22 protein-coding genes and 1 pseudogene are annotated in these 22,535 nt (G+C 50.7%); 15 read left to right on the top strand and 8 right to left on the bottom strand.

Annotated elements, in window-relative coordinates; translation table 11 throughout:
• Positions 1-220: 220 nt before the first annotated feature.
• On the top strand, positions 221-778 hold the full coding sequence (locus ACN0V1_RS13295) for a hypothetical protein (protein ID WP_417545459.1): 558 nt from the start codon (positions 221-223) through the stop codon (positions 776-778).
• Here ACN0V1_RS13295 and ACN0V1_RS13290 read toward each other — a convergent pair.
• Positions 775-1,497, bottom strand: a complete 723-nt coding sequence (locus ACN0V1_RS13290) for a sulfite exporter TauE/SafE family protein (RefSeq protein WP_417545458.1) — start codon at positions 1,495-1,497, stop codon at positions 775-777. The genes ACN0V1_RS13295 and ACN0V1_RS13290 overlap by 4 nt on opposite strands.
• A 114-nt stretch (positions 1,498-1,611) precedes the next feature.
• Here ACN0V1_RS13290 and ACN0V1_RS13285 point away from each other — a divergent pair, with 114 nt between their 5' ends.
• The gene (locus tag ACN0V1_RS13285; protein ID WP_417545457.1) at positions 1,612-2,499 is read left to right on the top strand and encodes a LysR family transcriptional regulator; all 888 of its coding nucleotides are present in this window, start codon (positions 1,612-1,614) and stop codon (positions 2,497-2,499) included.
• Here ACN0V1_RS13285 and ACN0V1_RS13280 read toward each other — a convergent pair.
• The 3 genes from ACN0V1_RS13280 to ACN0V1_RS13270 are packed head-to-tail and all read right to left on the bottom strand — an operon-like array spanning position 2,496 to position 5,636.
• The gene (locus ACN0V1_RS13280; RefSeq protein ID WP_417545456.1) at positions 2,496-3,557 is read right to left on the bottom strand and encodes an extracellular solute-binding protein; all 1,062 of its coding nucleotides are present in this window, start codon (positions 3,555-3,557) and stop codon (positions 2,496-2,498) included. The genes ACN0V1_RS13285 and ACN0V1_RS13280 overlap by 4 nt on opposite strands.
• Positions 3,554-4,927 (bottom strand): sensor histidine kinase, encoded by a 1,374-nt coding sequence (locus ACN0V1_RS13275; protein ID WP_417545455.1) that lies wholly within the window; start codon positions 4,925-4,927, stop codon positions 3,554-3,556. Before ACN0V1_RS13275 ends, ACN0V1_RS13280 begins: the two co-directional genes overlap by 4 nt.
• Before the next feature lie 37 nt (positions 4,928-4,964).
• Positions 4,965-5,636, bottom strand: coding sequence for a response regulator transcription factor (locus ACN0V1_RS13270; RefSeq protein ID WP_417545454.1), 672 nt, complete (start codon positions 5,634-5,636; stop codon positions 4,965-4,967).
• Positions 5,637-5,857: 221 nt separating this feature from the next.
• Between ACN0V1_RS13270 and tcuA the strand changes: the two genes are divergently transcribed.
• The 9 genes and pseudogenes from tcuA to ACN0V1_RS13225 form a co-directional block, all read left to right on the top strand.
• Positions 5,858-7,255 (top strand): FAD-dependent tricarballylate dehydrogenase TcuA, encoded by a 1,398-nt coding sequence (gene tcuA, locus ACN0V1_RS13265; RefSeq protein WP_417545453.1) that lies wholly within the window; start codon positions 5,858-5,860, stop codon positions 7,253-7,255.
• Positions 7,242-8,354 carry a tricarballylate utilization 4Fe-4S protein TcuB gene (tcuB, locus tag ACN0V1_RS13260; RefSeq protein WP_417545452.1) on the top strand — a complete coding sequence of 371 codons (1,113 nt, stop codon included), beginning with the start codon at positions 7,242-7,244 and terminating at the stop codon, positions 8,352-8,354. Before tcuA ends, tcuB begins: the two co-directional genes overlap by 14 nt.
• Positions 8,355-8,369: 15 nt before the next feature.
• Positions 8,370-9,041, top strand: a complete 672-nt coding sequence (locus ACN0V1_RS13255; RefSeq protein WP_417545451.1) for a GntR family transcriptional regulator — start codon at positions 8,370-8,372, stop codon at positions 9,039-9,041.
• An 89-nt stretch (positions 9,042-9,130) separates the two neighbouring features.
• Positions 9,131-10,447 (top strand): OprD family outer membrane porin, encoded by a 1,317-nt coding sequence (locus ACN0V1_RS13250; RefSeq protein WP_417545450.1) that lies wholly within the window; start codon positions 9,131-9,133, stop codon positions 10,445-10,447.
• Between the two features lie 487 nt (positions 10,448-10,934).
• Positions 10,935-12,044 carry a 4-oxalomesaconate tautomerase gene (locus ACN0V1_RS13245; RefSeq protein WP_417545449.1) on the top strand — a complete coding sequence of 370 codons (1,110 nt, stop codon included), beginning with the start codon at positions 10,935-10,937 and terminating at the stop codon, positions 12,042-12,044.
• A 161-nt stretch (positions 12,045-12,205) separates the two neighbouring features.
• Positions 12,206-13,318: a Bug family tripartite tricarboxylate transporter substrate binding protein gene (locus tag ACN0V1_RS13240; protein ID WP_417545448.1), complete on the top strand. Its 1,113-nt coding sequence runs from the start codon at positions 12,206-12,208 to the stop codon at positions 13,316-13,318.
• Between the two features lie 73 nt (positions 13,319-13,391).
• Entirely contained in the window at positions 13,392-15,398 is a 2,007-nt protein-coding gene (locus ACN0V1_RS13235) for a tripartite tricarboxylate transporter permease (RefSeq protein WP_417545447.1), read from the top strand.
• Positions 15,399-15,439: 41 nt separating this feature from the next.
• On the top strand, positions 15,440-16,303 hold the full coding sequence (locus ACN0V1_RS13230) for a universal stress protein (RefSeq protein ID WP_417545446.1): 864 nt from the start codon (positions 15,440-15,442) through the stop codon (positions 16,301-16,303).
• Between the two features lie 792 nt (positions 16,304-17,095).
• Positions 17,096-17,248: pseudogene (locus ACN0V1_RS13225) on the top strand (IS3 family transposase); the annotation flags it as partial.
• A gap of 74 nt (positions 17,249-17,322) precedes the next feature.
• Here the strand turns inward: ACN0V1_RS13225 and ACN0V1_RS13220 are convergent.
• Positions 17,323-18,219, bottom strand: a complete 897-nt coding sequence (locus ACN0V1_RS13220) for a LysR substrate-binding domain-containing protein (RefSeq protein ID WP_417545445.1) — start codon at positions 18,217-18,219, stop codon at positions 17,323-17,325.
• 118 nt (positions 18,220-18,337) lie between these two features.
• Here ACN0V1_RS13220 and ACN0V1_RS13215 point away from each other — a divergent pair, with 118 nt between their 5' ends.
• Positions 18,338-18,529 (top strand): DUF1127 domain-containing protein, encoded by a 192-nt coding sequence (locus ACN0V1_RS13215; RefSeq protein ID WP_417545444.1) that lies wholly within the window; start codon positions 18,338-18,340, stop codon positions 18,527-18,529.
• A gap of 13 nt (positions 18,530-18,542) precedes the next feature.
• Positions 18,543-19,418, top strand: a complete 876-nt coding sequence (locus ACN0V1_RS13210) for a PhzF family phenazine biosynthesis protein (RefSeq protein ID WP_417545443.1) — start codon at positions 18,543-18,545, stop codon at positions 19,416-19,418.
• Positions 19,419-19,707: 289 nt separating this feature from the next.
• Here the strand turns inward: ACN0V1_RS13210 and ACN0V1_RS13205 are convergent, their stop codons facing one another.
• Positions 19,708-20,607: a LysR family transcriptional regulator gene (locus tag ACN0V1_RS13205; RefSeq protein ID WP_417545442.1), complete on the bottom strand. Its 900-nt coding sequence runs from the start codon at positions 20,605-20,607 to the stop codon at positions 19,708-19,710.
• Between the two features lie 127 nt (positions 20,608-20,734).
• Between ACN0V1_RS13205 and ACN0V1_RS13200 the strand changes: the two genes are divergently transcribed.
• On the top strand, positions 20,735-21,418 hold the full coding sequence (locus ACN0V1_RS13200; RefSeq protein WP_417545441.1) for a pirin family protein: 684 nt from the start codon (positions 20,735-20,737) through the stop codon (positions 21,416-21,418).
• 65 nt (positions 21,419-21,483) lie between these two features.
• The gene (locus ACN0V1_RS13195; protein ID WP_417545440.1) at positions 21,484-21,738 is read left to right on the top strand and encodes a hypothetical protein; all 255 of its coding nucleotides are present in this window, start codon (positions 21,484-21,486) and stop codon (positions 21,736-21,738) included.
• Positions 21,739-21,747: 9 nt separating this feature from the next.
• Here the strand turns inward: ACN0V1_RS13195 and ACN0V1_RS13190 are convergent, their stop codons facing one another.
• Both ACN0V1_RS13190 and ACN0V1_RS13185 read right to left on the bottom strand, forming a co-directional pair.
• Entirely contained in the window at positions 21,748-21,951 is a 204-nt protein-coding gene (locus ACN0V1_RS13190; RefSeq protein ID WP_144776857.1) for an ester cyclase, read from the bottom strand.
• A gap of 20 nt (positions 21,952-21,971) precedes the next feature.
• The coding region (locus tag ACN0V1_RS13185; protein WP_417545439.1) for a PhzF family phenazine biosynthesis protein at positions 21,972-22,535 on the bottom strand (564 nt) is incomplete at its 5' end.

The raw sequence follows: 22,535 nt of genomic DNA, 5'->3' as shown, positions 1-22,535 counted from the left end.
ACTATTTCGAACTCCGAGTTGGACGACGAATTTAGCACTTTGTGTGGAAACCGGAATGAACCCCCTATTCTCGAATCTACTTTAAGTTTGTTTAGCACTTTTTGTGGATGTTGGTGGGTAAGATACTGATATTTCTTTGCAGACTTTAGTACTTTGTGTGGTCGTCTATTTTTGTTTCGCCCTCTCTTTGCATTCCCGCGGTTTACCAGGAGCTTTTCTGATGAGTAAGACCGGCCAAGCTCGCGTGCTCACGCCCGAACAGTTCGCTCACCTCTTGTGGGTTATCCAAGAGCATCGTTATCCGGAAAAGAACACAGCACTGGTTCAGATCAGCTTCAAGCTGGGACTGCGAGTTCAGGAAATCGCGCTTCTCCAGATCAAAGACGTAGCCGAACTGGGTCCAGAAACTGCTGGCCAACGTTCGTTCAAACTTAAAGAAATCCTGGCGCTGCCTGCGGCTTACACCAAGGGTGCCGATGCACTGAAGCGGTCAAAATCAACGTATCAACGGCGCCGGATAAGCTTCAGCGTGTATGATTTCGACCAAGTCGTACGGCAAATTGAGACGATGGCTAAGGCCGGCGCCGACATCAAACCGGAGGATTTTTATCCTGAGGTCAAAAAGCATCGGGGTAAATCGCGCGATCTTCCAATGAATGACGTTTCGCTGAGAACGGCTATAGAAAATCACCTTGCGAACCGCTTGGCAGCGCACCCCTGGGTGAGAAAGACGGATCCTCTATTCCTGACTCAAAAAGGAGGCTCCTATTCTCCCTAAAACAGGAAGATTTTAACTGCGGCAATTGCGGCCACCATTCGAATCAGCCATTTGAACTGTTGGAACTGCATTTTTCTCAACAGTAGATAACCAATCAGCCCACCGACCAACATCGCCGGAATAGACTGCAAACCCAGCAACGTGGTTTCAGCGTTCACAAATCCCAGTTTGTATAGAAGCGGAACCTTAGCCAGATCAATCATCAGGAACAGCCAAGCCCGCGTGCTCACATAGGATTCCTTGTCTAATCGCTGTTCCATCATATATAGGCTGAGTATGGGGCCGGCTGCACTGGCTGTCATGCTAATGGTGCCAGCGACCAAGCCAACAGTTTTTGCAGTGAATGGGTGTCGCATAAATGCTGCTTCGTGATAGTCCAGCCAGATACCGAGAAGCAGCATTCCTAAGATGGTTGATCCGATTAACAGGGCAAACTGATCTCCACTCATTTGGGACAAGAACCATGCCCCCACTCCCATTCCTATCACCAACAAAGGTAACAGGCGAAACAACACCGTCCAGTTCACGGAATTGCGATAAATGAAAACAGCTATGAGGTCGGCGAATATATAAATAGGAACCAGAATGCCCAGTGCTTCTAGTCCGGGGTACGCTAGCATCAGAACCGGTACTATAAGCATGCCCATGCCACCGACCGAGAACTTTGAAAAGCCGGTGATCAATGCAGCCGTCAGCAAAATAAGTGTTGCGCTCTCCACCAGTCCCCCTTGTGGATGGTTGAAGTTAGAAGCTTTGGGAGAACGTTATACTAGCCAGACGAATGAAAAGAAGATAACTATTAATTACTTTCAATATGATCGATAATACCTTTCATGACCAACGATCAGCTCAAAGCATTTATTGCAGTAGTGGAACACGGAAGCTTCCGCTCGGCGGCTTCGCATGTTCATAAAACTCAGCCAACAATCAGTGCAGCAGTCGCGGCCCTGGAAGACGAGTTTGGTTTTTATTTGTTCACCAGAGAGGGATACCGCCCTGTCCTGACTGCCGAAGGGAAAACCTTCTACCAGGAAGCCAGGCGGTTGTTGAAGCAAGTGACAAAACTGGAAACTTTGGGCCATCATCTGGCTAAAGGTGCGCCCCCTACCCTTTCGATATCCATGAGCGCGATGTGTGCGTTACCTCCCAGACTGAACGAAATAAAGCTATTCTGCGATAGTTACCCCGACTTACAATTAACGATTTCCACAGAGCATTTATCCGGGATTCTGGAGCTGCTCCATCTGGAAAAAGCCGATGTCGCAATTGGCCCGGATATCGGGTTGGACAGCCGCTACGATTTCGTTGAAATCGGAAAGGTCACCATGGTGACGGTTGCCTCACCCGAATTTATCAACCACAACGACGGAGAGATCATCAAGCAGGCCGCACTTCGTAACCGACCGCATATACTGGTCGCTGATACCGGTTCGCTTTCGCCACTCGACAACATCAACATACTTTCCGGTGGTCGCCGCTGGTTTGTAAAAGACTATCAGGTGAAAAAGGCATTGATTCTCAGTGGAATGGGCTGGGCGCGAATCCCGCTCCATATGGTTGCAGCTGAGCTAAGGTGTCGCGATCTGGTGCCGTTGGAAATAGAGAACTTCACATCGAGAAACGACGTGCCAATTCACTTGATTCGCCTACGCCAGAATCCTCTGAGCGAACTTGGCAAAGCGTTTTGGAATACCATGATAAAAAGAAGCACGGAACACTAGTCGAAGGTTCTCATTGCAGCTTCCCACTCCTCAAATATTAAGCGTCGCTTCGCCTGGTCGGTATACATCAATAACGACAGGCTTAAAGGGATCGGCTGGAAACGCGTATCCGGCTGCTGGTTTAATGAATGAGCAGGTAACTCGCCAACCACCTCCTCACGAATTGGAAACAGGTCGGCTTCATCAGCCAACAATTGCTGACCATCAACAGAGAGTAAAAAATCCAGAAATAGATGGGCAATCTCCGGGTTCGGAGCTCTTTTCGGTATGAAAGCGGAGCGCATAATCAACGCTGTATAGTCGTCAGGCATCACCACAGAAACATTAGGGTAAAGTTCAGCCCAGGATTTGGCATAAGACCCAAGAACGTTATAGGCAATGAGAATCTCACCGCCATTTACGTTTCGCAGCATGGAAGAACTGCTCGGGAAACGTCGGGCGCGATTTGTGCCAAAGGCCTCAAGCAATCGCCCATAACTACCCGATTGCTGACGATCGTGCGCCCAGGTTAGATACCCTACGCCAACGTTTTCAATATCGAAGGTTCCTATCCGACCCATCAGTCGATCACTCTCCTGACGAATAAGATCAAGCAATTCTGAACGAGTTGCCGGCTGCTGATCTTCAGACAGAAATTTATTGTTGATAGCGATTACCACCGGTTCGTACGTAAACCCAAAGATTTCGTTGCGCCACTTGGCCCACATTGGTAAAGCCTGGGTCTCATCCGACCTGTGTGTCCTCGCGTGTCCGTCATTGACCAGTTTGATCTGAAGATCCATTGCGGAACTCAATATGAGATCCGGGCTTCGAGGCAGTCTTTCCAGATAGCTCTCATAGAGAACCCGTGTATTAAACTCTGAGTAGCGGATTGCAACATCAGGGTGGCGCTTCTGGAACTCTGCCAACACTGGCTCAAAGACCGGAAAATCGGCAGCGGCATATAGTTGCAGCAGGGTCGCTTCATCGCCAATGGCAGGTAAATGAAAGACCTCTTCAGAAACCACCGGACTGGCCCAGAGGACTAACAGCAGCACCAACTGTCTATGAAACTTCATCGATTTGCTTCCTGATGGAAGTGAATTTCCACTGTGAGCCCGTGGGGGACGTTGTCCTTGAGTTGCAGGTGGGCATCATGGTGGGCTGCAACCTCTTGCGCTATCGCCAACCCCAACCCGCTTCCCGATCGCGGATTATTCGGGCTGCGATAGAACTGCTCGAAAACATGTTCCCGTTCATCTTCAGAAATTCCCGGGCCATTGTCGCTGACTCTGAGCATGGGGCCGTCGAAACCCTCGCCGCTCAGGAGGTCCACCTCAACTACACTATTTTCGGGGCTGTACTTAATGGCGTTTTCAACAATATTCCGGAGCATCTGTTTAAGGGAAAACGCATCACCCAATACAACAACCTCGGCTTTTCCCAGGTATGCTACCTCCACTCCACGATGCAGCGCGGATACAGCTATCTCTCGGCAGACCTCTTCTATCAGGCTGCGCAACGCTACTTCACCAAACAACTCACTTCGTAAACGGTGTGCCAACTGAGCTCGGATCAAGAGGTGACTGACCGTAGTGGAAAGCATGTCTGTGCACTCAACCACACGTTTGATCTGCTCCTGACGCAATTCTGGATCATGTTCTGCCATCGCATTCTGGGCCTGAGATTTCAGGCCCGCCAAGGGCGTACGAATCTGGTGCGCGGCTTCCCCGGTATACCTTTTTAATCCGTCCAACGTCGACGCCAGTTGCAACATGAAATGATTAATGGTCTGCAGAAGTGGGCGTATTTCCTGTGGCACGTTCAAAGTAAGGGGTTTCAGATCGACGGGTGACCGTTTGCTTAATGCGGCATTCAACTTATTCAGGGGCCGGAGAATCAGCCATATACCAAACATTATCAGCACCAGAGCCACCGCAATGAATCCACCCGCCGCCTGTAGGGCTCGCCAGCTAATACCGTCAGCTAGTTCATTGCGAGCAAGCAAAGTCTGGCCAATTTTAACCCGTACTTTTTTGGCAACTCCCAGATCCTTCAGTACACGCTCGACAGTAACGAAGCGGACTGGTTCATCGCTGTAGATGGCCTCAAAAAAACTCACCGGAAGTTGGCCCACTGAACTTTCTGCGTTGGGAGTAGTTTCCTGACTATTTGACGCAGGCAGCCCTTCATAACCAGTCAAGTGATTACCACCGACAATCTCGACCGAGTAAAAGACACGATCTTCAGGTGCGAGGGCGAGGGTATCAAAGGCTGATCGTGGCAGGTCTACCAACACCCGCCCGTCTTGCAGCCTTATATTCTCCGCCATTTGAAATGCAGCGCCGGTGAGCAGGCGGTCATAGGACAACTGCGCCGCTCTCTGGCCATATTTGTTTGCGCCCCAGTAGCTCACTGCTGCCAATATGAACAGCAGTACAATTGTCATCGTTGCAAGCTGCTGCTTAATCGAGTAGCTAAGCGGGTCAACCATTGTCCCTGTCCAACAAATAACCCAATCCGCGAAGTGTTCGGATCTCTACGGTGCTGGTCTGAAGTTTTTTTCTGAGCCGCGCGACATAGGTTTCAATTGCATTAGGACTGGGGGAATCATCAAAGCAATAAAGATGGTCAAGCAACTCCTCTTTGCTCAACACGCGTCCAAGATGACTGAGAAAAATCTCCAGTAAACGGAACTCTCTCTGTTTAAGGTCGATTGGTTGCTGATCAATTGTGACTGTACAGGCGCTACGATCCAGTACAAGGTTACCGTAAGTGATTGTATTGTCAGCTTGGCCCTGACTACGTCTGAGCAACGCGCGGCTTCTCGCTTCGAGCTCACCGAAATCGAACGGTTTTGTAAGGTAATCGTCTGCCCCAAGATCAAGAAGCTGAATCCGGTCATGAATCTGGTCGCGGGCGGTGAGTATCAATACGGGTGTATTGGTGTTCCGGCTGCGTAGATTTTCCAGCACTCGGTCACCACCCAGGCCCGGCAGATTAAGGTCCAGAATCACAAGATCGTAGGCCGTGTGTTTCAGAATGTCGTTTGCGGAATTCCCCGTTGCTACCAGATCAACGCCATGGCCTTGTTTAGTGGCGTGTCGGTGGAGAGCCTCTCCCAGGATCTCATCGTCCTCAACAATCAATAATCGCATTAAGAGTCTACTCTATCTTATTGTTATATATAAAATGATAAGAAATTAGTTCATGCCTTAATCATTATACTAACAGCACATGCGGCCAATTCAGGAACAAAATCTATACCCGTTATGAAGTGTAGAGGGCTTTGCGTGTTGTGACAGGCTGGTGACAGGTTCACCGGTTAACTTTAGCTCCCTGTGTATTCATTTGTATACAAACAGGAGTTAAACAAACCATGTCAGTCATCAACAAAAATTATGACTTGGTGGTCGTCGGTGGCGGCAATGCGGCACTGTGCGCCGCAATAACTGCTGCGGAGCAAGGTGCACGAGTGTTGATACTTGAGGGCGCCCCCAAGACCTATCGCGGAGGCAATTCGCGCCACACCCGCAACTTTCGCTGTATGCATAACTCGCCAATGGAAGTTCTGACAGGAAGGTATGACGAAGAAGAATACTTTCAGGATTTGCTCAAAGTCACAAAAGGTAAAACCGATGAAACCTTGGCGCGGCTGGCAATAAGAGGTACTGAAGGGAGCTACCGATGGATGCAGAAACACGGGGTTCATTTTCAACCCTCTTTGTCAGGCACCTTATCGCTGTCACGGACAAATGCATTCTTCATGGGTGGCGGTAAATCGCTGGTCAATGCCTACTATCGCGTAGCCGAGAGCCTTGGGGTTGATGTCCTTTACGAAGCTGAAGTGACCCATCTGGAGCGCCAGGACAACGTTATTGTCTCGGTCGAATTCATCTACAACGATTGCCGTGAGCAGCTCACTCCGAAAGCTGTGGTTGTAGCCTCCGGCGGATTTCAGGCAGATCTTGACTGGCTCGCCCGCGCCTGGGGACCTGCGGCCCAAAATTTCCTGATACGGGGCACACCCTACAATCGTGGCGTTGTGTTGCGTGATTTGCTCGATCAGGGAACTGAGCAGGTTGGCGATCCAACCCAATGCCACGCTGTGGCCATCGATGGTCGCGCACCCAAATTCGATGGTGGAATAGTTACCCGTCTCGACTGTGTGCCCTTCTCTATTGTTGTCAATGAAAAAGCAGAGCGTTTTTACGACGAAGGTGAAGACGTCTGGCCAAAGCGCTATGCCATCTGGGGGCGGCTCGTAGCGGCGCAGTCGAATCAGGTTGGTCATGTGATCATCGATAGCAAATCCATCAATCTCTTCATGCCCTCGGTATTTCCTCCCCTGAAGGCCGATAGCATAGAAGAACTCGCCTTGAAGATGGATCTGGATCCTGGGGCATTACGGAAAACGGTTGACGAATTCAACAACGCCTGCCGTGGTGGAGATTTCCATCCTACTGAACTCGACGGCCTCGCGACGAAGGGGATTGCTCCTGCGAAAACAAACTGGGCACGCCCTCTCGATAGCCCACCCTACTACGGTTATAGCCTACGCACCGGAGTTACTTTCACCTACCTGGGTTTGAAAGTGGACGATAGAGCGAAAGTTCAAACCAAACAGGGTGGTTCGCTCGACAACCTCTGGGCTGCGGGTGAAATCATGGCTGGATCAATTCTCGGCGAAGGGTACCTGGCTGGTTTTGGCATGACCATCGGGACCGTATTCGGTCGTATTGCCGGCGAGGAGGCAGCACGTTATGCAACCAATTGAAGTAGTAAATATTCAAACAAACGATGAACCTATTCGAAACCAGGCCCTCGAAGAGGCCCGTCGCCAGTTTCAGATATGCAACGCATGCCGATACTGCGAAAGCTATTGTTCGGTCTTTCCTGCCTTGCATCGGCAACGCGAACTTGAAGACGGCGAGCTGCAGCAACTCGCGAACCTTTGCCACAACTGCCGTGCTTGCCACTATGCGTGTCAATACACAGCACCCCACGAATTTGCGATAAATGTTCCAGCGGCACTTGCAGAAGTGCGGCAACAGGTTTGGCAGGACAACGCTTCGCCTAGGTGGCTGGCGCGGCTGTTCCACCGCAGTGGTGCAGCAATTGCCGCTATCGCGTCTCTGGCTTTTGGGCTTTTACTGTGGCTCGCGCAATGGCAGTCAGGTGGCGATGGTGCGGGTTTCTATGCAGTACTCCCGCACAATGTAATGGTGGCAGTGTTTCTTCCAGCGTTTATTTTGCCCCTGATTGCCGTGGCTGTCGGGCTTCGGCGTTACTGGCAAGGTATCGGCGGCAAGAGAATTACTCTAGCGCACCTTCGAGCCGCCATGGGCTCAGTTGCGACAATGAAAAACCTGGCTGCAGGCCATGGTGATGGGTGCAACTTTGAAGACGAAGATCGTTTCTCGAATAAACGCCGTCTTTTACATCAAGCAACAATGTATGGTTTTTTACTCTGTTTCGCAGCCACAAGCGCTGGCACGATCATGCATTACGCGTTTGACCTGCCTGCCCCCTACAGCCTGTTTTCTGTTCCGAAACTACTGGGCATTAGTGGCGGCATTTTACTCTGTATAGGTACTCTCGGCCTGGCCTACCTGAAAACCAAAGCAGACCCGGAATTGTCCGCTCAACATGTCTGGGGTGGAGAAATGGGGTTTATTCTTTTGCTTTTTGCCGTGAGTAGTACCGGGCTTCTGTTATACGCCTTTGCCAATAGTAGCTGGTTGCCAGAGTTGCTGGCGCTGCATTTGGGCACCGTGCTTGCGTTCTTCGTACTCTTGCCATTTTCGAAGATGGTGCATGGGTTCTACCGGGTGGCAGCACTGATCCGAGACGAACAGACGAAAACCGACGGTTAGGAAGGGGAAAGCAGGATGTCCCGGGCAGAACATGCTTATCAAAGATTATTGCAAGCCATTATCGACGGGAGCCTAAAGCCAGGTGGACGAATTCTTGAGGTTGATTTGGCCAACTGGCTTGGAATAAGCCGGACTCCCATTCGAGAAGCGTTGAAACGGCTTGAATCAGAAGGATTGATCTGTAATGCGCCCCGCCGGGGTATGGTCATTGCCCAGTTGGATATACAGGCGATTATGGAGCTTTATCAGATGCGCGAGGTGCTTGAAGGCACTGCTGCGCGTCTGGCTGCGCAACAGTGTTCGGAGGCAGAGATATATAACCTCCGCGAGTTGTTGAGCCAGGAACAGCGATCCCAACACCATGCAGCTGATCAGGCGGTCAAGAACCGCGCATTTCACAATGCGATTTACCTCGCTGCCCACAACCGGTACCTACTCAAATCCCTGAATAGCTTGAGAGATGCCATGGCACTGCTCGGGCCAACCACATACATGCTGGATAGCAGAGCTCAAACCGCACTGTCAGAACATGCAGCCATCGTTGAGGCCATTGAACACAGAGACCCGAGGGCCGCGGAAAGTGCAGCAAGAGAGCACATTCGCGCGGCGCAAATGGCTCGTATTCGGTTGGGCAGCGAGCAATCTAATGCATGCTCCACCAACAGCCGAGACAAAGTCACCGGATGACAGGTTGATGACAGGTTCCGTCGTTAGGGTGTGTTTACTGGAATTCTGAAATTTCAGCAATAAAAACACCAATTTAAGAGAGGACGGTCATGTTAAAAACAAAAACAGCCAGTTGGATAGGTACGGGTATTATCACAGCACTTGTCGCCGGCCAGGCTATGGCAGCCGACATTGACAACGGTTATCAATTGAAAACCAAGAGTCGCTTGGTGCATTTCGATAGGGAATACGAAAATCCCGCCAACGACCGGTCGCAGTCAGCTTTTGCTATCACTGCCGACTGGACGTCACCAGGGTTCGGGGACTGGATCGGATTTGGAGTTTCGCCTTATTTCGTTGAAGATCTTCACGCCGGAGGGCGAGTTCGCGAAGACGTTTTAACGGTTAAGGATGATAAAGCGCAGGGCTTCGCATTACTCGGACAGGCTTTTGTAACACTGACTCCCTCAGACAATCTCGCCATCAAACTTGGTAGGCAAACCCACAAGTCTATGCTCCTGAGCAGTTCCGGGAGCCGTGCCGTTCCGAATACTTTTCAGGGTTTAAACACTCAGTTTCATATAAACAACAACGTTTCCCTGTTCGGCGCCGTTTACGACAAATGGTCGCCCCGTGCAAGTGACAGCTTTGAAGGTTTTGCCACGGACCAGTCTCGTCAAGGTGATATTGACTTCGTTTCAGTCGTCGGCATCGGTTACCGCCTGGATACGTTTCAAGCCGATATGGAATACCTCAGTGCAAAAGACTATCTCAGCAAGCTTGGCCTGAGAGTGAGTAACAGAACCAGTTTCGATAATTCAAGCCTGAAACTGACCGCCGGACTATTTACCTCCGCTGACAACGGCAATCTCTTCGTTACAGGAGCCGAAGGCGGAGACCTGGATGATGAGGACGCAACGGGCAGCATCGCTGGTGTGACAGATAGTGAAAACAGCGGACTAGGTGCCTATATTGAAGCGCAGTGGGCCGTGAACAACTTGGAATTGACGGCCGCAGTGTCTAAATTCGATGACCTCTGGATTGAAGATAACTTTTCCGGTGATCATGGAACGAACCCCTTCCCTACTCGCTCTCGCATTGGACCCGACGTCGCGAATACCAATGAAACCGCGGTGATGCTGGCCCTCAAATACGACTGGAAAGACTACGTTCCCGGCCTGCAAACCACTGTGGCAGCAGGCCAGGGATGGGACGCAGAAAACTCGGCCAACCGATCGTTGGGAAGCGCTGATGAAGACTGGCGTGAGTTGGTCGTTGGTTACAAGGTGCCAGCCATTAAGGGGCTGAAATTCAAAGCCATTTGGCACGACTACAATTCCGACGAAGTTGGCAGTGTCGACGGTGTCAAACCCGACCAGACAGACATACGTGTATACCTGGATTATTCCTACGCATTCAATTTCTAAGCATCCAACCAGTTCAAACAGTGGCCGGAAAGTCACTGTTTGAACTGGTTGGATGGGATTTCCCTCCTCTTCTTGAAATAAAGCCTTCACATCACTAGCGGTGACAGGTTGATGACAGTTTGGCGCATTAAATTGATCCTATCGCGCAAGTTAATGCGCCTCATCTTGAACTGATCAATGAGACAGCGACAGCGGTCAGGAGCGATATCGATGTTTGCAACAAAAACAATGTCCACATCCGAAGTTACGAAACTCGTTTCCTGGATCATTCCCCGGTTCAACCCCTTTCAGTTAGCAGCCTCCGATTCAGACGGGGCAGACCTATCCGATGACGTCGAACACGTTGCGATCTTGAGTACCAACTGATTGTCATTCGCCGGTAGCGGTGTTCCAGACGGAGCTTCGCTACCGGACTTTTTATCGCTGCCAGACTCCGAAGCTCAGCCCACCTGGCTGTGAAAAGTCCACTCCAAACAGGAGAATCGTTATGCCCACTCAAACCGCAATACCCTGCACCATGATGCGGGGAGGTACGTCGCGAGGACCTTATTTCCTGGCAAGTGATCTACCGGAGGACAGAGCAACCCAGGAGCGCGTCATCCTTGCTGCAATGGGATCAGGGAACGCTCTACAGATCAATGGTATTGGCGGCGGATCCAGCCTGACAAGCAAAGTAGCAATCGTGTCGCAATCACAGCACCCAGATGCAGATGTCGACTTTTTGTTTGCCCAGGTTTCTGTTGAGGAATCCATCGTTGATACATCACCATCCTGCGGAAATATTCTCTCAGGGGTCGGGCCGTTTGCCATAGAAAAGGGGCTGGTACCCGCAGACGTTGAAGAAACATTGGTGCGCGTACGGAATATCAACACGAATTCCTTTATTGAGGCTGTGGTAAAGACGCCCAACGGCATCGTCGAATACGACGGTGAAGCTTCCATCGATGGGGTCGAAGGTACGGCAGCGCCAATTCTGCTCAATTTCCTAAATGTCGCAGGAAGCAAGACAGGACAACTTTTACCGACCGGTAATCTGAGAGATCGCATTGATGGCATAGAGGTGAGTTGCATCGATGCGGCCGTGCCTATGGTGCTCATTCCAGCATCATCGCTAGGCAAGCGGGGTGACGAATCCAAAGAAGAGCTTGATGGCGATACCGAATTACTTCGCCGACTCGAAGCGATCCGACAGGAAGCCTCCTGGAAAATGGGGCTTGGGGATGCAACCGGGAAAGTCATTCCAAAACTAGCTCTTTTGTCCAAGCCCCGTCATGGTGGAACCATTACCTCCCGTTATTTTGTTCCCCACAGCTGTCACGGCGCCCACGCGGTCACCGGTGCGATCTGTGTGGCCAGCTCCGTTGCCCTGCCCGGCTCCATCACTGACGAATTGGTAGCGCGCCCCGAGGGAACCAAACAGGCCATTCGGATCGAACACCCGAGCGGAAAGATTGATCTGGCCCTTGAAGTTAACTATACGACGACCGGCCCTCAAATTCAGCGAGCCGGACTGATCCGCACCGCACGCAAGCTATTTCAAGGCGATCTCTATGTGTCGTCCCGCATCTGGTCTTACTCAAGAAGCCAGGCCTCTTAACCGGCACTCATGAGCAATCAGACGAATACGCAACGAATCCTGTTGATGACAGGTTACTGACAGGTTGACTCCCTAAATTAGAAACCAAGCCCGGTTATGACTCTCAACAGTATCCGGCACCAAAGACAAAAACAAAGCAATACAGAATAGAGAGGATAATTATGAACCAACAAACACAACAACGTTCGTGGATCAAAGCAATGAAAGGCATCGCTGCCATTGCTGCCGTTTCATTAACCCTTGGTACTGCAGCATCAGTGCAAGCTAATGTTGATTTCACTGATGAAAGGGTTGAATGGGTCATTCCCTTTAAAGAAGGAGGCGGTTCCGACACTTGGGCCCGTTTTTTCGCACCTCTGATCTCAGAGAACTTGCCAGGTCAGCCTCCTGTCGTCGTTAAAAACATTCCCGGGGGTGGTTCCACAAAGGGTGCCAATTATTTCGATCGCCGCGCCGAGGCAACTGGTCTTGAGGTTCTGGGTACCTCTGGGTCAACCCAGTTTCCTTTTCTGTTGGGTGATCGCCGGGTGAACTACGATTACAAGAATTGGACCCCCGTACTGGCGTCTCCCACTGGCGGCGTGTTCTATGTGAGCCCGGAACTGGGAATCGATTCCGCAAAAGACCTGGTCAAGCTTCGCGGCGAGTCGATCAAGTATGCCAGCCAGGGCGCTACTTCCCTCGACCTGGTCCCCCTTCTCGCTCTTGAGATTCTGGATATTGATGTTCATGCAATCTTCGGCATGAAGGGCCGTGGTGCTGGTCGGCTGGCATTTGAACGGGGTGAGGTGAATGTTGACTATCAGACAACCTCCGCCTACCTGCAGAAAGTCGCCCCCCTGGTTGAGGAAGGCAAAGCAGTGCCAATTATGTCCTGGGGCGTTCTTGATGAAGATGGCAACCTGCAACGGGATCCAACCTTTCCGGATCTTCCCCACTTTGCCGAAGTCTACGAGATGATCCACGGCACGAAGCCAGAAGGCACCGCTTTCAAGGTCTGGAAGGCGTTCTTCGTGGCCGGCTTTGCCGCTCAGAAAGGGATATTCCTGCCACGCGATACTAACCCCGAAGTGATTGAAGCGTGGGCCAAGGCGGTTAAGGACACTGTGGCCTCTGAAGAGTTTAAGAGCCGGTCCGAAGCGGTTCTGGGAAATTACCCGCAAGCGGTTCAGGCGAAAGCCGCCAAGGCTTTTCAGGTTGCACTGGACATGGATGAGTCTGAACGTGCGTGGGTCCGCGATTGGCTCAGTACCCGTTATCACGTTCGGTTCTAAACGACTCTCCAACAATCGTCTTGCGGGCGGGCCCCTTGGAGCCCGCCTCAACGCAACCTTGAGGTAATGCACCATGATTGACGCATTCTTGGCTGCTCTGGCAACGGCTACTACCGGCGCCCATTTGCTGTATCTTGCCGGTGGTGTAGCACTGGGGCTCGCAATTGGCATTTTCCCGGGATTAGGAGGAATAGCCGGCCTATCGCTATTACTTCCTTTCCTCTACGGCATGGAGCCAACTACCGCTCTTGCAATGCTGATCGGTCTGGTCGCAGTGATTCCAACATCCGATACATTCACATCCGTACTGATGGGGATACCGGGCTCCAGCGGGTCACAGGCAACGGTTCTTGACGGCTTCCCGATGGCGAAGCGTGGAGAAGCTGCCCGGGCATTGGCGGCAGCGTTTTCTTCTTCGCTTTTTGGCGGAGTTTTCGGCGCCATTGTCCTTACAGGTTTTGTTCTTATAGCTCGCCCTGTGATTCTCGCTTTTGGCTCAGCCGAATTATTCATGCTGACACTGCTGGGTTTGAGCATGGTTGGTGTGTTGGCCGGCAATAGCTTGCTCAAGGGCCTGGGTGCCTGTGGAATTGGATTGTTGCTCGGAAGCGTTGGCGGTGCTCCGGCAACCGGAGAGTACCGAATGACCTTCGGTAACTTTTACCTGATGGACGGCCTTCCTCTAGTGGTCGTTGGCCTCGGCATTTTTGCCTTACCGGAAATTGTCGACCTGTTGCGCCAGAATCGCGCCATCTCAGAAGCTTCTGAGCTGGGCAAGGGTTGGTTAACAGGTGTCCGTGACCTGATAAAGAACAAATGGCTCGCGTTACGATGTGCCGTTCTGGGGTGTATCGTTGGTGCTCTTCCCGGCCTTGGAGGAAGTGTTGTTGACTGGATTTCCTACGGTCATGCGGTGCAAACCACCAAAAACAAGGACAACTTCGGAAATGGCGATGTGCGCGGCGTTATTGCGCCGGAATCCTCTAACAATGCGAAGGAAGGTGGTGCGTTAATCCCAACGCTGCTGTTCGGTATCCCCGGGTCAGGCAGTATGGCTGTGTTTCTGGGTGGAATGGTGCTTATTGGTATTGAGCCCGGCCCCTCCATGGTCACTACAAACCTGGACATTACCTACACCATCGTGTGGTCCCTGGCATTGGCTAATCTTGTTGGCGCCGGTGCCTGCCTGCTCCTTTCGAAATGGGTAGCGAAGATTACTACCATACCTTACGCCCTGATGGCGCCATTCATGATCACCATTATCTGCTTCGCTGCCTTTCAGGCGACACGTGATCTGAATGACCTTGTGGCACTGGTCGGAATCGGAGCGCTCGGCGTTTTGATGAAGCGATTCGATTGGCCCCGGCCCGCATTCCTGATTGGCTTCGTATTGGCCAGCGGTATGGAAACCTATCTCTATCAGGCGGTGCAGTTCGACGGTTGGGGATTCCTGACCAAGCCCGGCGTACTCGTTATCGGTGCTCTTACCCTGATCTCCATTTACTTCGCCGCGCGCCATGCGTCCGGGAAATCGAAGAACAAAACTGTCAAAAGCGAAGAGCAGGAAGGTACTGGGTCACGACCAGTGCGAGCTACTAACTTACAACCACAGGTTTTGTTTGCTGGCGGTGTGTTCGTTACGTTCAGTTACGGTCTTTACGATTCCTTCCAGCAATCATTTCTTGGTAGCGTATTCACCGCATCTCTATGTGCTGTCATGCTGGTAATAAGTGGCGCCGTGCTGTTCAAGCTGGCGATAGGCCGCGTCGATGATCCCGTTAACCACGATAATGAGGTCATAGAAGGGCACATCGGCAATCAAGGTATCGCTAGTCTATTCCACTATCTCTACTGGATTACCGGATTGGTGGTTAGCTGTTACCTGCTCGGCTTCCTGATATCTATCATCGGATTTTTTGTCACCTTCCTGTTGGTAAAAGCCAGAACCTCATTGGTGAGGACTGCCGTTCTGACATCCACAATCGTGGTATTCATGGCTAGCCTGGCGCACATCCTGGTTTTGGATCTGCCACATGGACTGCTGCAAAGTGCTGTTGAGTTGCCTTGGCCACTTGGCTGAACCCTTTGCAAAATTCGTTGAATCCGGACCTGGAGAACAGAATGTCAGTACCGAAATTGATCCTTATGCCGCTGTCCAGCAGCGGCCAGGAAAGAGAACGGATTCTCAGTGCGTTATCCGTGGCAGCGCACTTCAACGCACACCTGGAAATCCTTCACGCAACCCTGAACCCGCGTCAGTTCATTCCGGACGAGGTCGTTGCAAGGCGCATGCCGCGGCATTTACTGCATGAACTGGAAACATTGGCTAAAAAGCATTCGGTAACCGAAGCTTCCGACCTTAAACAGTTATTTCTGTCATTATGCGAGCAGCATCATATTCTTCACAGTGAACGTTTCTCCCATGACGGTCCGTCAGCGTACTGGCATGAGATAAATGGCTTACGAAGTGAGCTTGTGGGTGAACGGGGCAAAGTCAGTGACCTGATCATTGTTCCTCAACCCAAGTCCGGTAACCCGACATCAACATTCGAAGCCGCTATTATGCTCAGTGGAAAGCCCGTGCTCTTGGTTCCCCGTACCTTGACGACTTTTTCGGCAGATCGCGTTCTGGTCGCATGGAATGGTAGTACTGAGAGCGCGCGCGCTGTAACAAGCGCCCTTACAGTACTAAAACAAGCAAAAGAAGTTGTAGTTGCATGCAGTAATCGCTCCGCTTTTCGTGAACCAGGTATTGATAAGCTTGTTCATTACCTCGCCCATCATGGGGTAACGGCTGTTGGCAAGAAATTCGATAGTCGTCGCTACTCTGCGGGCGACGGACTTTTGCGTCTTTCAGAATCTATTGGATGTGATCTTATCGTTATGGGCGCCTTTACCCACCGAAGAGTTCATGAGCAAATCTTTGGCGGGATGACCCGACATATGGTTGGTTATGCCAAGATGCTGGTGTGGATGATGCATTAAAGACTTGGTGAACGGGGAACCTGCTGGCGCTGAAAAGGTTCGTGACGCTGGATATAGCGACGCCGAGTTGGTCGAAATCATCGGCAATGTCGCCCTTAACGTTCTGACAAACTACATCAACCGGGTTTTAGCGACTGATGTTGATTTTCCGTCGGTTGAGCCGCTAGCTTAATAAAAGACAGATCAGGGTGGTGCCAATTTCTCTCAGTGAGGCGTTTGGACGAAAAGCTTCAAATCGAGGAATTCTTCGGATCTGAGAATGCGGGAATCGACCTGAACCCGTACGGACCCGCACAAGGTCAACTCAAATTTGGAAAAGCTTTAACTATTGGCGAGGACGACAAATTGAGTACTTTGTGTGAAAATCGGAATCAGCTCCCTATTCTAGAAATTACTTTAAGTTTTTTTAGCACTTTGCGTGGAACTTGACGGCTAAGTCACTGATATTTGGTTGCGTGAGTTTGGCACTTTCTGTGGTCGTCCAAAGGAATCGCTCCTCCATGATTGCTTCGTACGCCCCAATGCGGCTATAAAAGAGAAATGAATACCAAGAGTAACTTCACATAAGGCTGGATCGATTATGAGTACCCCACTGGAAAGTACAGTTGATCTGCGTGCGAGGGTGTCGAAAAGCTTCGAACGTTAATAGGCCGCTTGGAACACGGGGTTATTACCTAAAGACTTTCGGCTCAACTGTTCTGATTCTGAGAGGCAAACCGCCTGCTTAGAATGGGAAACCCGGAATCAGAGCTGATCTCTAAAAGAACGGCGTGAACACAAAAGCAACAATCGATGGCCGTTTGGCAGCGCCAGGGGAAAGTCCCGGTGGTCTTACACTCCGATTGAGGCAGTCAATTTACCAGCGGCGACTACCAGCGATATCTCGGCAACAACCGCCTGGTGAGTAGCATGAGTGCGGCCGGTCATTGTGGCGACAATGCTGCCTAGCACTTTCTTTAGTCTTCGAGAGCAAATATCATTTTCCGAGCACGGATGTTGGAGGACGCACTCGTAAAGTCTTACCCGGAACGTACTTCCCCGATAATCCACGAAACAAATGCACGAACTTTATCCGTGCGAAATTTTGCTTCTGGTGCAATCAGGTAATATTGGTATTCCGCCGGGACCGAAATGTCGATCGGGCACTGAAGCAAGCCGGCTTTAAGGAGATTGGCAACGAGGCTGTATCGCATCAAAGCAATACCTCTGCCGGCAAGCACTGCTTCTACAAGCGTCGTTCCCTCTGTAACTCGAAGGGTTATGGAGCTGTCAGGTATTTTGATGCCGAGTTCTTCCTGAAACGCTATCCAAGAGCTTTGCATGTCCATCGATTCATCGATAAGCCAAGGAAGTCCTGCCAAACTCTCGGGCGTCACAGGCCTATTATCAACGAGCATGCTGTGACACACCGGCAGCAGTTTTTCTTCGAGCAACAGCCTAGATTCGAGCCCGGAGTAATCACCGCTACCAAAACGGATCGCGAGATCGACACCATCACCCTGAAAACTGACCAACTGAAGGTTGGGTTGCAGACTTAGCTGGATCTCAGGGTGAGCTTTCTGAAACGAATCAATTCTGGGTACAAGCCACCGACTGGCAAAGGATGGCACAGTTGCCACCGTTAAACGTCCGGGATCAGAGTTTGGCGCAAACAGCGCTATGCCCCTTTCCAGCTCCTGAAAGCCCGTCTCCACATACCCTGAAAGCGCCCTGCCTTCATGCGTCAATTTCACTTCGCGGGTTAAACGAACAAAGAGCTTCAAACCCAGAAAATCTTCTAGGCCACGAATGTGGGTGCTGACGGCTGCCTGGGAAATGTTCAGGGCCTCAGCGGCCGACTTGAAGCTTAGTTCTCTCGCAGCGTATCGAAATGCCTGCAATGCCCTTAGCGGAGGTAGTTTTTGCATTGGCTCCATTCTGCTTACGGTTAATTTTTATTTAAGCATAGACGGTTTTTATCTGTTTGTTCCAGGTACCAGTCGTTGAAAGAATTCAAGGGACACAAACAATTAGAGGAACACCAAATGCCACTCAATGCTAGGAGCTGGAGCTCCATCACGGGCGAACGCAGTTAAATTCAACGTAACCGCTATGCTTACAAAATGGCGAATGAACTACCGAGGCCGTAAACAGCTCGCCACCCTGCCAGATTTCGTGCTTAAGGATCTAGGAATTTCCAGGAGCCAGGTCGAACAGGAATACGCTAAGTCATTCTGGGAAAACTGAAGGAACAACTACCATGAAAATTGAAGTCCCAATTGTAAGTGCTTTTGTTGACGGCGATTCAGGCGGAAATCCGGCGGGAGTTGTCCTGAACGCCAAGAGTTTCACTGTTGAACAAAAACAGTGCATTGCAGCAGCAGTTGGTTTGTCAGAGACGGCGTTCGTGTCTCCATCGGATTCAGCCGATATAAAACTCGAATTTTTTACGCCAACCCAGCAGATCGCTCACTGCGGTCACGCGACGATTGCCGCATTCAGTTACCTGCGTCAAAACGGTCTGTTAACAAGCGATCGTTCGTCGAAAGAAACTATTGACGGTTGCAGGTCAATCCATATGGAGAGCGACGCCGCGTTTATGGAGCAGATGGCGCCCCGCTCTGAGCCACTCAGCGATGTGGATCTACGATCAACGCTACTGGCCCTCGGGATAACTCAGTCTGATCTGATTGATGGCGCTGATCCAAAAATCGTAAACACGGGGAATAGTTTTCTTCTGGTCGGCATTCGCGATGTCGAGACAATTATGCGTCTTCAACCGGACTTCGGGTTGATCGAGAAAATCAGTGACGCTCTTGATCTGATCGGGTTCTACGTTTTTTCTTACGATGGCGTCGGGCATGGAAGAGACGCTGGGGCTCGAATGTTTGCACCTCGATATGGAATTCGGGAAGAGTCTGCAACCGGTATGGCTGCTGGCCCACTTGCCTGTTACCTCCACGATAATCTCGGCATCGACAAACAGGAATTCGCCATCGAGCAGGGACACTGGATGTCACCGCCCTCTCCCAGCGTTATTACTGTGCGGCTGGCGCTAGACGCCGACGGTAAGATCAAAAACCTCTACGCTGGCGGCCGAGGCGCGATCAAGGAGATAAAGGAAATCGTTTTCTAGCGGTACTTAAGTGTCTGTTGCTTATCATGTTCTCCCTAGCGGAGAACACGCGCATAAAGTTGTTTGACTGTGCTGACCCTGACCCCGTGTTAGGTTCGTCCAGAGTAAGCAAAATTCGGCTCTTGCGGTGGACGAAGAATTTAGCACTTTATGTGGAATATGTGACATTTGGTTTTGGCTTAACGAGAATGTCTCCTGGCCTCTTGATTTTTTCATCGACAGATAGCTCATGAAAATGTGGCGTATGAGGATGAGTATCTTTTGTAATAGGTGCTGAACTGTCAGGCTTTCATTGCGCAAGCCTCTCCTGAAAGATATCCAAAATAAAATCCAGAAACGCCCTTACCTTGGGGATTTTAACCCTGTGTGGCGTGTACAAGGCATGAACATCCACAGCATCCATGTGCCACTCGGGCAAAATATTGATCAGTCGCCCGGCTGACACTGCTTCGCCACACATATAGGTAGGAAAGACCGCCACACCTAAACCATCCAGCACGCCTTGTCTGACGATATTAAAATCATCCACTAACATACGCGGCTGGATCTCCAGTTGTTGGCGCTTGTTCCCCTTGCTCAACTTAAGCTGATGTCGCCTCTGACTATCAGTCATCATCAGGATATCGCAATCAAGCAACTGATCGACACGCTTGGGAAGGGCTTTGTCCTTAAAATAGTCGGGGCTGGCATAGAGTTTACGCTCCACCCTGCCCAGGCGCTTGGCGATTAACCGGGAATCATCCAACTGACCGACCCTGATCAGCATATCAAAACCTTCTTCAATCAGATCGACCCGGCGATTAAGCAGGCTCAACTGCAGATTCAGCTCCGGATACTGATGCAGAAAACGTCCTAGCTCAGGTTTGAGAATTTCCTGTCCTATGCCGACGGAAGTACCGATGCGCAACGAACCTTTATATGAACTCATCAGTTCGGAGACAGACGCTTCGGCCAGATCCACTTGCTCCTGAATACGTTTGCAGTGCGCGAGGTAGCGTTTACCAGCCTCCGTCAGATGCTGGGAACGGGTGGTACGCTCCAGCAGCCGCACGCCCAATCTGTCTTCCAGCCGCGAAACCTTGCGACTGACATTGGCTTTGGGCATATCCAGCCGGTCAGCAGCAAGAGTAAAACTACCGGCTTCCACGACCGTCAGGAAAATCAACATATCATTAATATCCAGTGCCACCGATTTCCCCTCAACCTTTCCATACTGTTGTCATAATGGAGATAATCTTATCCAATTTTGACTATTTATCAAACAATGGGCGAGGCCTATGATTTCACCATAGCAATCAACAAGTGGAAAAAAACCGATGAAAATACTATCAAGAGACACCCTACCCCTGGGCGGCTTCGCGGGTTTAACCGAGCACAGACTGGTGACAGATTCGCACGTATTTAACGGCCGAAAGCCCCCGCAAACCTGGGAAGGTTTAGGCAACTTTGTCTACCTGGCAGATGCCAGATACCAGCCTTTTGGTGAAACAGGCATGCACTCACATAAAGAACTGGATGTTATCTCTGTCATGGTTGAAGGTCGCATCGCCCATGAAGGTTCATTGGAGCACGGTCGAGATTTGCTGGCTGGCGAGGTTCAGGCTCAAAGGGCTGGCGGTGAAGGATTTGCCCATAATGAAATCAACCCCGACGATTTCCGCAGCCGTCTGCTGCAGATCTGGGTATTACCAGAGCAAGCGGGCCAGCCTGCCGGTTACAAGCACTACAGCCCTGCCGATGGTGAAACAACCCGCATCTATGGTGGCGACAAAGCTCAGGAACAGACCTTCGATAGCCAAACCAAAATAGATATCGTACGTCTGCAACCAGGGCACATCGCACAACTCGGCGGCGAGACCTTGGTATATGTTTACTCAGGTAGCGCCCAAGTCAGTGAAAAGCAACAAAGCACTGAGGTAAAAGATGGCGATCTGATTCGAGCTAACGACTTGCGGATTGAAGCCAAAGACCCTGTAAATATGCTGGTTATCCGAGCCTGATCACGAACGGTATCAGTGTTAGCAATAGCCGGGTGCCCCTTTTTTATCAACGAAAAAAGTATCTCATGATGAATACCAATACACCCAACCAACATCTGATGGCTTTGGTTACTTTTATTGCTCTGGTGCCTCTGGTGTACTGGATCCCGGAGCTTATTGAACCTTTTTTACCGGCCAACAAGCTACTGCATGTCATAACTGCGGTGGGCATTATCGTACCGATTATTGCTTATGGCGTGGTGCCAACTTTTAGCACCTTGTATCACCGTTTGTCCCATAGGGCAGGATGCTGGCGGCAAAGTCGATCAAAATGTTCCTGAGGCACTCGGCTACGACATTTCTGCTACGACACCAAGCTGTTGGAAGAAGGTCAAATTATCAATGATCTCTCTATCTTCCAGAATTTTGCTGTCCTTAATTCGACTAATGACCATGCCCTGAACCTCTACAGACTTCCCAGTGGCGGGAATGCCCATAAAATCTTGCTTATGCGTGCCCTTAAATGTGAAGGCAACTAATTGTTCTGATTGCATGACTCTCTCCTTTCGTAGGTCTATCGCTTAGCGAATCTAATCTCGGCCACATCCACAACATGCCCGGAAACCTGGACATTCGTTATGTCGTGCCCTTCGAATTCCAGCGCCACTTCAATCTCACTTGGCCTTTCTGAGAAGCGTCCTTGATGAATCGTAACCGGATTTTTCCTGATCAAACCTTGGCGAAAAAGGTAGACGGCCGCTGGCCCAGCAGCGCTTCCCGTTGCTATGTCCTCAACTTTCCCGGCGTTGTCCCAGGTTCGCCCTTCAAAGGTGCCTGTATCCAGGACATAAATGAATTTGGCGCCGTGTTTAGAAAGAAGTGAACTCAGATCCTGAACCATAAATTCAATGGCCTCCAGGTTTCCGTCAACTGGCAGGATCAGGTATGGAAGACCGGTAGTAATCACTTCCGCTGGATGCGAAAAGCATGAATCTGGGGGTAAGTTCAAAGCCTGGTAAAAGATCGACGCCTCCTTAAACGATAACGTTTTAAGGTGCTCTGTGTAGTGGTTCAATGATTCCGGACACCAACGTAGGTGGTAATATCGCCACCATAAGTGAGGTGTCTGATGACCAGG

This window comes from Marinobacter sp. (assembly GCF_048266785.1).
Taxonomy (GTDB): domain Bacteria; phylum Pseudomonadota; class Gammaproteobacteria; order Pseudomonadales; family Oleiphilaceae; genus Marinobacter.
The sequence above is the reverse complement of the archived record's forward strand: the minus strand, read 5'-3'. Positions and strand labels throughout refer to the sequence as shown.

Coding starts and splice junctions, on each gene's coding strand:
- ACN0V1_RS13295 (WP_417545459.1), top strand. CDS start 221: ATGAGTAAGACCGGCCAAGCTCGCGTGCTCACGCCCGAACAGTTCGCT.
- ACN0V1_RS13285 (WP_417545457.1), top strand. CDS start 1,612: ATGACCAACGATCAGCTCAAAGCATTTATTGCAGTAGTGGAACACGGA.
- ACN0V1_RS13280 (WP_417545456.1), bottom strand. CDS start 3,557: ATGAAGTTTCATAGACAGTTGGTGCTGCTGTTAGTCCTCTGGGCCAGT.
- ACN0V1_RS13275 (WP_417545455.1), bottom strand. CDS start 4,927: ATGACAATTGTACTGCTGTTCATATTGGCAGCAGTGAGCTACTGGGGC.
- ACN0V1_RS13270 (WP_417545454.1), bottom strand. CDS start 5,636: ATGCGATTATTGATTGTTGAGGACGATGAGATCCTGGGAGAGGCTCTC.
- tcuA (WP_417545453.1), top strand. CDS start 5,858: ATGTCAGTCATCAACAAAAATTATGACTTGGTGGTCGTCGGTGGCGGC.
- tcuB (WP_417545452.1), top strand. CDS start 7,242: ATGCAACCAATTGAAGTAGTAAATATTCAAACAAACGATGAACCTATT.
- ACN0V1_RS13255 (WP_417545451.1), top strand. CDS start 8,370: ATGTCCCGGGCAGAACATGCTTATCAAAGATTATTGCAAGCCATTATC.
- ACN0V1_RS13250 (WP_417545450.1), top strand. CDS start 9,131: ATGTTAAAAACAAAAACAGCCAGTTGGATAGGTACGGGTATTATCACA.
- ACN0V1_RS13245 (WP_417545449.1), top strand. CDS start 10,935: ATGCCCACTCAAACCGCAATACCCTGCACCATGATGCGGGGAGGTACG.
- ACN0V1_RS13240 (WP_417545448.1), top strand. CDS start 12,206: ATGAACCAACAAACACAACAACGTTCGTGGATCAAAGCAATGAAAGGC.
- ACN0V1_RS13235 (WP_417545447.1), top strand. CDS start 13,392: ATGATTGACGCATTCTTGGCTGCTCTGGCAACGGCTACTACCGGCGCC.
- ACN0V1_RS13230 (WP_417545446.1), top strand. CDS start 15,440: ATGTCAGTACCGAAATTGATCCTTATGCCGCTGTCCAGCAGCGGCCAG.
- ACN0V1_RS13220 (WP_417545445.1), bottom strand. CDS start 18,219: ATGGAGCCAATGCAAAAACTACCTCCGCTAAGGGCATTGCAGGCATTT.
- ACN0V1_RS13215 (WP_417545444.1), top strand. CDS start 18,338: ATGCTAGGAGCTGGAGCTCCATCACGGGCGAACGCAGTTAAATTCAAC.
- ACN0V1_RS13210 (WP_417545443.1), top strand. CDS start 18,543: ATGAAAATTGAAGTCCCAATTGTAAGTGCTTTTGTTGACGGCGATTCA.
- ACN0V1_RS13200 (WP_417545441.1), top strand. CDS start 20,735: ATGAAAATACTATCAAGAGACACCCTACCCCTGGGCGGCTTCGCGGGT.
- ACN0V1_RS13195 (WP_417545440.1), top strand. CDS start 21,484: ATGATGAATACCAATACACCCAACCAACATCTGATGGCTTTGGTTACT.
- ACN0V1_RS13190 (WP_144776857.1), bottom strand. CDS start 21,951: ATGCAATCAGAACAATTAGTTGCCTTCACATTTAAGGGCACGCATAAG.